The sequence below is a fragment of the Limnothrix sp. CMB-01 genome, assembly GCF_055193175.1.
In genome coordinates this window covers 4,400,930-4,412,759 of sequence record NZ_CM143720.1, presented here as the reverse complement: position 1 = coordinate 4,412,759, position 11,830 = coordinate 4,400,930, and the positions used below count along the sequence as shown (strand labels likewise).

9 protein-coding genes and 1 pseudogene are annotated in these 11,830 nt (G+C 56.3%); 4 read left to right on the top strand and 6 right to left on the bottom strand.

Annotated features, from left to right (window positions below; genetic code table 11):
- Positions 1 to 110 precede the first annotated feature (110 nt).
- Together ACZA91_RS18230 and ACZA91_RS18225 are read right to left on the bottom strand one after the other, a co-directional pair.
- On the bottom strand, positions 111 to 1,043 hold the full coding sequence (locus tag ACZA91_RS18230) for an NAD(+) kinase (protein ID WP_099532014.1): 933 nt from the start codon (positions 1,041 to 1,043) through the stop codon (positions 111 to 113).
- A gap of 134 nt (positions 1,044 to 1,177) precedes the next feature.
- Positions 1,178 to 2,161, bottom strand: a complete 984-nt coding sequence (locus ACZA91_RS18225) for an NAD(P)H-binding protein (RefSeq protein WP_099531967.1) — start codon at positions 2,159 to 2,161, stop codon at positions 1,178 to 1,180.
- A gap of 489 nt (positions 2,162 to 2,650) precedes the next feature.
- On the opposite strand from ACZA91_RS18225, the gene ACZA91_RS18220 reads away from it, so the two are divergent.
- Positions 2,651 to 3,073: an ArsR/SmtB family transcription factor gene (locus ACZA91_RS18220; protein WP_099531968.1), complete on the top strand. Its 423-nt coding sequence runs from the start codon at positions 2,651 to 2,653 to the stop codon at positions 3,071 to 3,073.
- A 509-nt stretch (positions 3,074 to 3,582) separates the two neighbouring features.
- Here the strand turns inward: ACZA91_RS18220 and trmD are convergent.
- From trmD to ACZA91_RS18205, 3 genes and pseudogenes are all read right to left on the bottom strand, one after another.
- A pseudogene (gene trmD / locus ACZA91_RS18215) lies at positions 3,583 to 4,245 on the bottom strand (tRNA (guanosine(37)-N1)-methyltransferase TrmD); the annotation flags it as partial.
- Between the two features lie 271 nt (positions 4,246 to 4,516).
- Positions 4,517 to 5,164 (bottom strand): alpha/beta hydrolase, encoded by a 648-nt coding sequence (locus ACZA91_RS18210; protein WP_463183914.1) that lies wholly within the window; start codon positions 5,162 to 5,164, stop codon positions 4,517 to 4,519.
- Between the two features lie 257 nt (positions 5,165 to 5,421).
- Positions 5,422 to 6,396, bottom strand: coding sequence for an alpha/beta hydrolase (locus tag ACZA91_RS18205; RefSeq protein WP_190355041.1), 975 nt, complete (start codon positions 6,394 to 6,396; stop codon positions 5,422 to 5,424).
- A gap of 325 nt (positions 6,397 to 6,721) precedes the next feature.
- On the opposite strand from ACZA91_RS18205, the gene ACZA91_RS18200 reads away from it, so the two are divergent.
- The 3 genes from ACZA91_RS18200 to ACZA91_RS18190 all read left to right on the top strand — a co-directional run bounded on the left by ACZA91_RS18200 (position 6,722) and on the right by ACZA91_RS18190 (position 11,185).
- Positions 6,722 to 7,516 (top strand): SDR family NAD(P)-dependent oxidoreductase, encoded by a 795-nt coding sequence (locus ACZA91_RS18200; RefSeq protein ID WP_190530630.1) that lies wholly within the window; start codon positions 6,722 to 6,724, stop codon positions 7,514 to 7,516.
- Positions 7,517 to 7,882: 366 nt separating this feature from the next.
- Positions 7,883 to 9,781 carry a molecular chaperone DnaK gene (gene dnaK, locus ACZA91_RS18195; protein WP_463183910.1) on the top strand — a complete coding sequence of 633 codons (1,899 nt, stop codon included), beginning with the start codon at positions 7,883 to 7,885 and terminating at the stop codon, positions 9,779 to 9,781.
- 207 nt (positions 9,782 to 9,988) lie between these two features.
- Positions 9,989 to 11,185, top strand: a complete 1,197-nt coding sequence (locus ACZA91_RS18190) for a glycosyltransferase family 2 protein (RefSeq protein ID WP_463183908.1) — start codon at positions 9,989 to 9,991, stop codon at positions 11,183 to 11,185.
- A gap of 29 nt (positions 11,186 to 11,214) precedes the next feature.
- On the opposite strand, the gene ACZA91_RS18185 is transcribed toward ACZA91_RS18190, so the two are convergent.
- Positions 11,215 to 11,826, bottom strand: a complete 612-nt coding sequence (locus tag ACZA91_RS18185) for an ATP-binding protein (RefSeq protein WP_190355038.1) — start codon at positions 11,824 to 11,826, stop codon at positions 11,215 to 11,217.
- Positions 11,827 to 11,830: the final 4 nt, after the last annotated feature.

Sequence of the window (11,830 nt, the reverse complement as noted above, 5' to 3'; positions counted from 1 at the left end):
AGGTGACGGTAACAGCCAGGTCATTTAACCCAGTGAATTAAGGCAGCCCTGCTACTAGTGAAAATTGACCCGGTGTTTCGATCGGTGATGGATCCATCCTAAAGCGCCGCCTAGGGCAACTCCACCGAAGTGGGCTTGGCAATGTGGGGCAGCCCCCAGCCCAGCTTTTCACGCAAAATTCGGAAAAATTCCGGCGGTTGCAACCGAATGAACTGGGCTGAATAGGCCGATCGATTTACCCGCACCCGATCGTCCGGCTGTACATAACATCCCGCATTCCCATCCACCACCATCACGATCGGGTTTTGGGTTGCCGAAAAAATTGTGACCGGCTCCGTTTCGGAAAACACCAACGCCCGAGAGGCCAAGGAGTGGGGACAAATGGGCGCAAGTTGCAACACCGGCACTTCCGGCGCAATCACCGGTCCTCCCGACGATAGGGCATAGGCCGTGGAGCCGGTGGGCGTGGACAGAATAATGCCATCCGCCGCAATATCCACAGGGGAGTGATGCCCGATCGCCACCTCAAAATGGCACATGCTGGTCATGGGTTCCCGGTGCAGCACCATCTCATTCAGGCACAACACCTCCCAAAGGGGGTCATCATCCCGAAAAACCCGCACCTCCAACATGGAGCGGCTTTCCACGGAAAAATTACCCGCCAAGAGCTGCTCGATCGCGGATGGAAGTTGGCTCAGGTAAATTTCCGTCAAAAATCCCATGTGCCCGGTGTTGACCGTCAACAGGGGCACCCCGATCGGGGCCAACTGCCGAAAGGCCGACAGCACCGTCCCATCGCCACCCAAGACGATCGCAAAATCTAGGGATGGATCAAACCCCGGTGGCACTAACTGCTCAAGCGGCGAAGAACAAACGGGATGGTTCAGCCGCGAGCAACCTAAAATTCCACCGGATCCCGTGGTGGAAATTACCCGACAGCCCCGGGCCGACAGTTGTTCGACCAAATCCGCCGCCGTCTTTTCCGCGACGGGCTTGGCATCGTTATAGATAATTCCAACGTTGGGGCAGGCGCTGTCAGACACGGGCAACGACCGAAGGAGTGAGATGGGCGGGGCAAATGAGGTGGATGAGTCAGTCAGGCTAGGATTCCGTCCTGGTGACCGAATCAGGCGAAACTCATCCTATCGCGCCCCAGCCGGATGCCACTGTGATCGCCTTAAAACCGCAAGGTTTTTTTACGCTTACTTTCCTTGGCCGCGATCGACTGTTCATAGTCAATTTGCTTCAGTTTCTTCAGAATTCGCCCAAAATATTCTTCTAGGTAGGCTTCCAGGGTGCTAATCTCCGCCGGATCAATGCCAAACGCGCGATAGGTTTCCGCCATCTCCGCCGTCAGCGGTTGGCCCGACGAAAACACATCCGCAAAGGCCAGGCGATCGGCCACATTCAAGCTCCACTTGAACCAGCGGGCCGCACTGCGCACCAAATTCAACAGACCCGTGGGCGGGCTGGTGATTTTGGCTTGGCGATCGGACAGTTTTTCGCAGAGGGCGATAATTTCCGCCGGAGTCCAGGCCTTGGGCCCCACCACCGGGAAGGCTTGGCGCTCCGTTTCCGTGGCCGTCAGGGCCCGCACCGCAAACTTCGCAATATCTTGGGTGTCCATGTAGGCCACGGGCGATCCCCGATCGGGCACCCACACCGATTGATTTTCCAAAATTGGGATCGCATACTGACCGATTAACCCTTGCAGAAAGCCACAGGGTCGCAGGATTGTGTAATTCATCTCCAATTGCTTCAGGTACTCCTCCGTGCAGCGCTTGACTTCCATCAGCGGCACTTTGGGAAACTGATTCGCATTCAAAATGGAGAGAAAAATGTAGCGATCGACTCCCGATTCCTTAGCCGCTTGAATCAGATTGACCTTGCCGCGCCAATCCACATCGCGCACCCCCAGGGAATCCGTTGCCCGAGCCGTGGCCGCGTCAATCACAGCGGTAATTTCACCACCGGCAAAGGACGGGGCGATCGTCTCCGCATCGCAAATGTCGCCGCCCACCAGCTCTGCTCCCCACTCCCGCAGGAACGAAGCACGGCTGTAACTGCGAACCAGGCACCGCACCGTGTGTCCCTCATCCAGGGCGCGACGCACGATTTGCCTGCCGAGGGTGCCGGTTCCGCCAACGACAAGAATGCTCATGAGGGACTCGTTACTAATCGTTAACTTTTTATAAGATGTTATCAGAAAGCGCTAACAGCACCACAAGGTGGGATCGCAAGATTTGCAATTAACCACCGTCAACCGACCCTAATTCCTAGGATTCCAGCGCTTTGCGCTTCGGGGCCAGTCTCTTCTCATTTTCCACGGAGCTGCGCTGGGCTGGTGTGATCCCGGCTTGCTAGGCTCATCCATCTCCGAAAGCGACACGATATGGTGTGGGAAGGATCTTGAAACCATAGGGATCGCTTCTCGAAGCCTCGCTCAGGGATTGTTTTCTCCTATCGCCTCACACAAGCCAATCATTTTTCGTTCTCTGTTCCCGAAAAACGAAACGCAGTACCCTGGTTGTGATTGGTTTTGATCGCAAGTGAGTAGTACTAGAGAATTAAGAGCACCACAACTCCCGCACGGGGTCTGGGCTTGGCATCGAGCAGTTAATGCAACGTAGTACTGACAAGGATTCTGGGTATGGCTGCCGATCACTCCTGCATAGAGCTATCCACGATAAGTCCCTCAACCCGTTTGGCGATCGACAAGCGATCGCCCGATGGATCAACAACACCAGCTCCCTTGGTGGAGAATGCCTTGGGCGATCGGGTGCTTTCCACCAACATGGCCCAACGGATGGCGGAGGTGTTTGCCCTGTTGGGTGACCCAAACCGCCTGCGAATTTTGTCAGCCTTGGTTCATCAAGAACTCTGTGTTTGCGACTTGGCCGAAGCCGTTGGCATGAGTGAATCGGCCGTGTCCCATCAGTTGCGGGCCTTGCGCAGCCAGCGCTTGGTGGCTTACCGCAAACAGGGCCGCCATGTCTATTACCGACTCAAAGACAGCCACATCCTGGTGCTCTATCAACAGGTCTTGGAGCATTTACAGGAACCGGATGATTAGCGGCCCTAACGCAACAGTTGCCGCAGCTCAGCCAGATCGGCCGATCGCCCCAGCCGTTCCTTGTAGGCAATCAGATGATGGAGCGACTGCACCCATAGGGATTGGCCAAAGTAGCGGGTGCGATGGGCGGTTTTGAGATCAGTATTCAGGGGCAAGCGCTTTTGCCCTCGAATGGCGTAGGCGGCTTCGTCGGCACAAAGATCAACCAACAACCCATTCACATTGAGTCGCAATAATAAGAGGTCAAATTCCGCGTCAATGTAGCGATCGGGCGGGGCGATCGCCCAATCTTGAAAGCAGGCATAGGCCCGATCAAAATCAGCGATCGCCACATCAACATCCAAATCATGCAGGGGCCAAGCGGAGCCATAGAGATTTCCCGCCAGGCCCCCCGTCACTTGGTAGCGAATTTGGTGGGTTTCTAGGCGCTGAATCACCCATTGCACCTGAGTCCACTGATCGGGCCCCATGCAAGGGGGATGGGTCGGCGAGGGGGCGGGGGGGCGATCCAAATCGGGACGACGCTCGCGGGTGCGCAAGATTTGTTCTTCGCGCCGCCATTGCTCGATCGCCCCGTGATTTCCAGACATCAAAACCGCAGGCACGGTTAGCCCCCGAAACTCCGGCGGCCGGGTGTAGTGCGGATAATCCAGCAGCGGTTCCTCAAAGCTTTCAGCCTTCAAGGATTCTTCCTTGCCCACCGTGCCCGGCTGAAGACGCAACACCCCATTGAGGAGGGTGAGGGCCGGAATTTCGCCGCAGGTCAGCACAAAATCCCCCAAGGACACTTCCCGATCGACCAGGCTCATTACCCGCTCATCCACCCCTTCGTAATGCCCACAGAGCAACACCAGTTGATCGCAATTGGCAGATAGGGCCTTAAACAGGGATTGGGTCATGGGTTGCCCTTGGGGCGTGAAGTAAATCACTTCCCGACGAGGCAGTTGCGGCAAAGAGTCGAGGGCCGCCGCGATCGGCTCCGGCTTCATCACCATGCCCACACCGCCACCGTAGGGTTCATCGTCCACTTTCCGATGTTTGTCCGTGGCGAAGTCCCGGGGATTGGTGACAAAGACTTCGGCAATTTGTTTTTGCAGCGCTTTGCCCACCAAGCCCGATCGCAGGGGGGATTCAAAAAAGTCTGGAAACAGGGTGACAAGGTCAAAGCGCATGGTTGAACAATCTAAAAAAACGCGCTAAAACAACGCAACCGCTGGGGGGTTTGCCGTGGGCCTTGGTCTTGGGGCAATGTCGCCATCCAAACCAATGTCCTGAGCATCCCAATGATTGCGTTGATTGCGTTGTTTAGACTAGCTGTTGAACAGCCCAGTTTGGCAAGGGGCGGCAATTCGGAAATTGCGGAAGACTCGAATTTTGAAAGAATCTTGACCGAGACTTCGGCCACCGTCCGCCCGCTCACTGGCTTTTACTGACCGGATAAGATTACTTACCGGGTAAGAATTGCCCGATCGCGTCACGAATTTCGTTGGCCATGCCCATGGCTCCGGCCGCATCCAGGCGCACGACGCTGGGGCCGTAGTCTTCTAGCACTTCCAAAACCGAAATTTTGCCATCATCCATGAGCGCCGTGACTAGGGCCCCGCGCAGGGCGTAGAAGTTACCCCGATCGTAGGGGGGGTAAATGACTTCGCTCACCCGCTTCAGCAACCGCTCACCCACGAAACCATAGGACAGTTTCACTGCGTCGGCGGGATCAATGCCCAAAACTTTCAGGTCGATCGAGGTGTTCAGATAGCCCCGCAGGCGATCGCGCGGTACTTTGCCATAGGATTCGATTTGACCCAGCAAACTATTAAAGCTATCGGAAACCGGTTTATCAGCCGCAAAGGCTTGCAGATCCTTCAGGGTGGCACTGACCCCGATCGGGCCATAGCGAATTTGAACCTGATCCGCCGCCTGGGCCATGGGAGCCAGCGACAACAACGCCGCTCCAGCCCCCAGCAGGGCCAAACGCCCGCGACGCAACAGGCAAGCAAGGGATTTTGCCGGGGCAGCACCTAGCGGGCTAGCAGGGGCGATCGCACACCCCGGCCCGGAATCCGACAAGAGAGAACCTACAGACATAACCATCAGCAGTACCGTCCTTGGATGGGGACTCGTGGGATGGGGACTCGTGGTCGAGTGACAGTGCTTTTGCACCATTTCGGCCAACGCTTCAGCATCAGAGACTTCAGGGAGTCGCAACCAGTCTGCATTGATGGTTGATGGCAATCAAGTTTGCAATGGTGTTTGTTTGCAAGTCAGTTTGCGATCAAATTCAATCAGACTGGTTGCTGCCTCGGTGTGGCGGCCCGGGTCAGGGGAAATCGTCAAGAACCGCAGGGGTCTTACATCACCGCCCGACAGGCTGCACCCCGATTCACCGGCAACCCGAGGACTTCCATCATGGCTGCCATGAACCCACTAACGCGCCCTTCATAAGGTTTCAGATCGATTTGGCTCACGTTGATCGATCCCAATTCCGACAGCAACGCCGAAAAGTCCCCAGCCGCCGCCTTTTGCAGCAGGGAACCAAGATTCACTTGGCGCAACAGTTTATCCAGGTCAGAACCCGGGTCGATCGTGCCAAAGGCCTGAATTGCCCCTTGAATCTTGCTGATGTCGCTGCTGGTCACCCCGGCTTCTGAGAGCAGTTGGTTCAGCTTGGCCGAATCCATGCTGGTCAGTTCCCGCACGGTCAGACCGCCCACCTTGCTGATAATCGGTTGCACCTTGGTTTTAACGCGGGTATAGATTTTGAGTGCTTCCCCCGCATCCACCGTCATGGTTTTCGGTTCAAGCTGCATCAACACATCCAAGGCCGTGACGGGTGCTGCCGAAGCGCGGGACAGCACCTTCTCGATCGCGGCGGTCAGGGGCTGAGCATTGCCTTGGGCGTTGTCGGCATAAAGCACCTGGCTAATGGAGCCGATCACCAACTCACCGGGACAGCTCTTCAACACGGACGGAGCCGTGCGAGCCGCCGCGCTGCCCACTTGGAAGGGGCTTTTCAAAATCCGTTGCAAATCAGCCCGGCTCACTTGCTTGGCCACGTTGGGATCGCTCAGCAGTTGCCCAAAGTCGCCGCTGGCTTGCCCCGTTTCCGCAAAGGTTTTCAGCTCTGCCATGGTGATATCCACATCACCCAGGCCCGGTAACCGCAACACTAACTTATCTAGGGCCAGGGCCTGACCGGCGGCCAAGGCAATCGCCAAGCTACTTCCCAGGGCCACGCTGCCGACTCGGCCAATCCAGCGAATGGCACGTTGACCCAACAGGGGAGGTTGCTGAACTGCTTGAGGTTGTTTGATCGATCGAGCCATGATCCACTCCTTCTCCTTTCTCAATCGGGTTGATACCTGTTTCAACCCAAAATTCAACCCAAAATAGGGTCAGGTACTAATGTTCAGGCATTCGTTCAGGCATCTGTATCAGGCTACATCTGACCGCTGATTAGCCCCGCCACCCATGCCCGATTACTATCGGCTGCTTCATGGGGGTCTGTTGTCCAGAATGGCACGGTTTCCAAACCGGCATTTACCTGGGAACCTGTCCAGCAGTGCCATTGGCGCAATTGGCACAGTATCGATCCTAAGCTTTCCTTCACGATTGAACCTTCTTGATTGCCCCAAGTTGAGAGGCTATTCCATGGCAACAGCCCTAATTACCGGCGCTTCTAGTGGCATTGGTGCAGCCTTTGCCCAAGCCCTGGCCGCCCGTGGTGTGAGTGTGATTTTGACGGCTCGATCGACCGAAAAACTCCAACCGTTAGCCCAGTCCCTAACTACCCAATTTGGGATCCAGGCGATCGCCCTGCCGCTTGACCTCAGTGAGCCGGGCGCGGCCGACCAGTTGGCCGCCCAAGTCAAAGCCCTTGGTCAGCCGATCGACTGGTTAATTAACAATGCTGGCTTCGGAGACTTTGGGGAATTCGCCACTCGGGACTTGACCAAGCAGCGGGCCATGTTGAACCTGAACGTGGTGGCCCTGACGGAGCTAACACACCACTTCTTGCAACCGATGCTTGATCGGGGCCAAGGACAAATCATCAACGTTGCCTCCACCGCTGCCTTTCAGCCCATTCCCTACCTCTCGCTCTATGCCGCCACCAAGGCCTTCGTCCTCAGCTTCAGCGAGGGCCTGTGGGTTGAGTGCCAAGGCCGCGGTGTGCGGGTGATGGCCCTTTGTCCGGGTCCCACCGCAACCAACTTTGCTGCGGCGGCCGAATTCCCCGGCAGCCTGAAGATGCCCAACGATATCGCCACTCCCGAGGCCGTTGTTCAAGAGGCACTCCAGGCGATCGCCCAAGGGAAGCCCAATTGCGTTACGGGCGGCTTGGCCAATCAAATTTTGGTGAACGCCGGCCGATTCATGCCCCGCAGCAGCTTAATCCAAGGGATTGGGAAGCTGTTTCGATCCGCTTCCACAGGATCCGAGGCTTAGCATCCCCATGAGCACCCCAAGCGCGATCGCGCTTGGGGTGCTCAATTTAACTAGCTCAATTTGATCAATTTACGAGTGATTGCGATCGATCCCATCGATCCCCAAATTGATCCCAATGCACCCCAAATTCATTCCAAATTTGCTGTGAATCAAAACCAGATCACCAGCTCTCGTAGGTATCCCTGGCGGTTTCCCAAGGGGCGATCGCCAGGGCCCAACCTTGCCTCAACCATGACCCCAACGCCTAAAACCGCCATCAAGCCGGTTCGGTAAATACCCCTTCATCATCTCGCCCCCAAGAACCACTATAGAAAGCAAGAAATACAGCCAAATTTTCCCAATCGCCTCAGAAGCAGCAATACCCCTATGGCCAAAGTCGTCGGAATTGACCTCGGAACCACCAACTCTTGCGTTGCCGTAATGGAAGGCGGCAAACCCACCGTCATCGCCAACGCCGAAGGTTTCAGAACAACCCCTTCAGTCGTGGCCTACGCAAAAAACGGCGACAAACTCGTTGGTCAAATTGCCAAGCGCCAAGCGGTGATGAACCCCGAGAACACCTTCTACTCGGTCAAGCGCTTCATTGGTCGTCGCTTTGAAGAAATCACCCACGAAGCCACCGAAGTGGCCTACAACGTAGACAACGTTGGTGGAAACGTCCGCATCAACTGCACGGCCAAGGGTGAAAAATACGCTCCGGAACAAATTTCCGCCCAAGTGCTGCGCAAGCTGATCGAAGATGCCAGCAAATATATCGGTGAACCCGTTACCCAAGCGGTCATTACGGTTCCCGCATACTTTAATGACTCCCAACGCCAAGCCACCAAAGACGCAGGCAAAATCGCAGGCGTAGAAGTGCTGCGGATTATCAACGAACCGACCGCCGCATCGTTGGCTTACGGTCTTGATAAAAAAGAAAACGAAACGATTTTGGTTTTCGACTTGGGCGGCGGTACGTTTGACGTATCGGTGCTGGAAGTGGGCGATGGCGTGTTTGAAGTGTTGGCCACCTCGGGGGATACCCACCTGGGCGGCGATGACTTCGACAAGCAGATTGTGGATTTCCTGGCCGACACGTTCCAAGCCAGCGAAGGCATTGACCTGCGCAAGGACAAGCAAGCTCTGCAACGGCTGACGGAAGCCGCCGAAAAGGCCAAGATTGAGCTGTCGAGCGTTACCCAAGCCGAAATTAACCTGCCCTTCATTACGGCAACCCAGGACGGGCCCAAGCACTTGGACTTGACCCTGACTCGGGCCAAGTTTGAAGAGCTGTGCGCTGACCTGATCGATCGCTGCCGGATCCCCGTTGAGAACTCCCTGCGCGATGCCAAGCTGACCAAGACTGACATTGACGAAGTGGTGTTGGTGGGCGGTTCAACCCGGATCCCGGCCATCAAAGACCTGGTGCGTCGCGTTCTGGACAAGGAACCCAACCAAAGCGTCAACCCCGATGAAGTGGTGGCCGTGGGCGCTGCGATTCAAGGCGGCGTGCTGTCCGGTGAAGTTAAGGACATCCTGCTGTTGGATGTGACTCCGCTGTCGTTGGGTGTGGAAACCCTGGGCGGCGTGATGACCAAGATCATCCCTCGCAACACCACGATCCCCACCAAGAAGTCCGAGGTGTTCTCGACGGCGGCCGACGGCCAAACCAATGTGGAAATTCACATTCTGCAAGGGGAGCGGGAGTTCGCCAACGATAACAAGAGCTTGGGAACCTTCCGTTTGGATGGGATTCCGGCTGCGCCCCGGGGTGTGCCTCAAATTGAGGTGACCTTCGATATCGACGCGAACGGCATCCTGAACGTGACCGCCAAGGACAAGGGCACGGGCAAGGAACAGTCGATCAGCATTACGGGTGCTTCGACATTGCCGAAGGACGATGTGGATCGGATGGTGCAGGACGCGGAACGCAACGCCGCCGCCGACAAGGAGCGCCGCGAACAAATCGACCTGAAGAACCAAGGCGACTCGCTGGTTTACCAGGCTGAGAAGCAACTGAAGGAACTGGAAGACAAGATCTCCGACGACCAAAAGGCCACGGCCGAGGCCGCGATCGCCAGCCTGAAGGATGCGTTGCAGAAGGAAGATTACCCGGCCATCAAGACCCAGGTGGAGGCCCTGCAACAGGCGCTGTATACGATCGGGTCGTCGGTGTATCAGCAAGGGGCCCCGGATGCGGCCGCTCCGGATGCACCCGCTGGGGATAGTTCGACCGGTGGCGATGGCGATGATGTCATCGATGCGGAGTTCTCGGAAACGAAGTAACTCAAACTCAGGTGCAAAACCTGGCGCTAAAACTCAGGTGAAGCTCAGTCGCTGAAATTCACTGCGTTTTAGGGTTGTTTCAGAGTCATTTCAGGAGCGATCGGGCAGGTTATCCCTACCCGATCGCTTGTCATTTAGGATGAGTGCATTGATTGGGTACGAATCCATACCAGGCACAGCAGCAGTGGCAAGACGGGTGACGAGACTATGGTGGGTTGGCTGATTCTGGATGGACTCTTGGCCCTGTCTGGGTTAGGAATTGGGATCTTTTGGGTGCGATCGTGCCAGTCCTTGGCCGGTGCATCGCGGCTGGAGCCGGTGACGCTCGCGGAGATTCCGGCTCGATCGATCGCGGTGGTGATCCCCGCCTACAACGAAGAAGTGAACATCGTTGATTGCGTGCGATCGGTCTTGGCCAGTGAGCTGCCGGACAATGTGGAATTACAAGTGTGGGTTGCCGATGACCAATCCAACGATCGCACCCTGACCCTGGCCGCAGCCTTGATGCCCACCGATGCCCGGTTGCGGGTGCTGCGAGTGCCCCCGCGCCCCACGGAGCAATTGTGGTTAGGCAAAAACTGGGCCTGTGTCCAAGTGACAGAGGCGATCGGGGAAACCGTAGATTATTTGCTGTTTATTGATGCCGATGTGCGGTTGGCTCCTGGGGCGATCGGAGCCGCCTTGACCCTGGCCGATCGCCAACAAATCGACTTGCTCAGTTGCGCCCCCCTGTTGGTTTGTGGCTGCCTCTCAGAATGGTTGGTGCAGCCCATTGTGGCCAGCGCCATGGCCATTGCCTTTGACTTCCGCACTTTGAACGATCCCAAATCGCCCACGGCCTTTGCAGCGGGACCCTTTATGTTCTTTCGGCGATCAAGCTATGCCGCCATCGGTGGCCACGCCGCCGTGGGCCATGAATTAACCGAAGACCTGGCCCTCGCTCGCCAGATTCGCCAAAGTGGGCGATCGCTGCATTTCGCCCTGGGGTTGGGGTTAATGCGCGTGCGGATGTATCAGAACTTTGCGGCCCTGTGGGAAGGTTGGACTAAGCATTGGCACATTGCCAACCAAAACAACATCCCCAAAACCCTGATCTCAGCAGCGGGGTTATTTGAAGTGTTTGCCATGCCCTGGCTGGGGTTGTTAATCGGGGCGATCGGGCTACTAATTGACGGCCCCTCTCCCCTTGGTTTTGCGTCCTGTGGGCTAGCACTCGCCACCACGATCTCGGTCTGCTGGATGCGCTGGGCGATCGCCCAACAAACTGACCAATCCCTGCGCTACTGGTGGCTGATGGGTGTGGGTGGCGTTTTGGTTTTCGCGATCGCGATCGCCTCAATCATCAAAGTCGAAACCGGTTGGGGATGGACTTGGCGCGGCCGCCCGTTAACCCAAAGTTCTTAACTCCTGAATCAAACAAGCAAACCGGAAAGCTAACTGGGGAACGATTTTTGAACCATCAAGCAATTGCGTTTTCCATAGCGACGGTAACGCACTCGCCGCGACAATTGCTCCATAAACATCAATCCTCGCCCCGATTCCTTCTCCAGAGGATTGCGTTTTTCTTGTTTCAGTAAAGCCAACTTTGCATCCCAATCAAAGGGATCACCGTAGTCCCAAATTTGAATATTTAAACAACGTCCGCAACGGCCCACCTCAACCACGATCGGGGTGTGGGGGGGGCGGTGATGGTGCGCATGGCGAGCCGCATTCGTAAATCCTTCCGTCAAAATCAACTGGCATTCCCACAGAAATTGCGGCGGCAGTGATTCAGGAATAGCCCGCTTCAAAATGACATCAAACCACTGCAACAACGAAGGTAGTTCCTGAAGATCCGTTGTGAGGTGCAGGTGCGATTGATGGCTGGTGGGCATCCAGCGGTTATCCGTTTGGTAGTCCCACCAATGGTGCAGACGGGGCCCCAACCCCTGAGTCCACCATTGCTGCCAGCGACGGGGCCGCAAGCAATCTCGCAACCAGGCAAGGCGGCCGCGCAGAGATTTAAAGCGGTTTGATTTGATCGAACCTTGAGGACGCGCGCCCATGTGA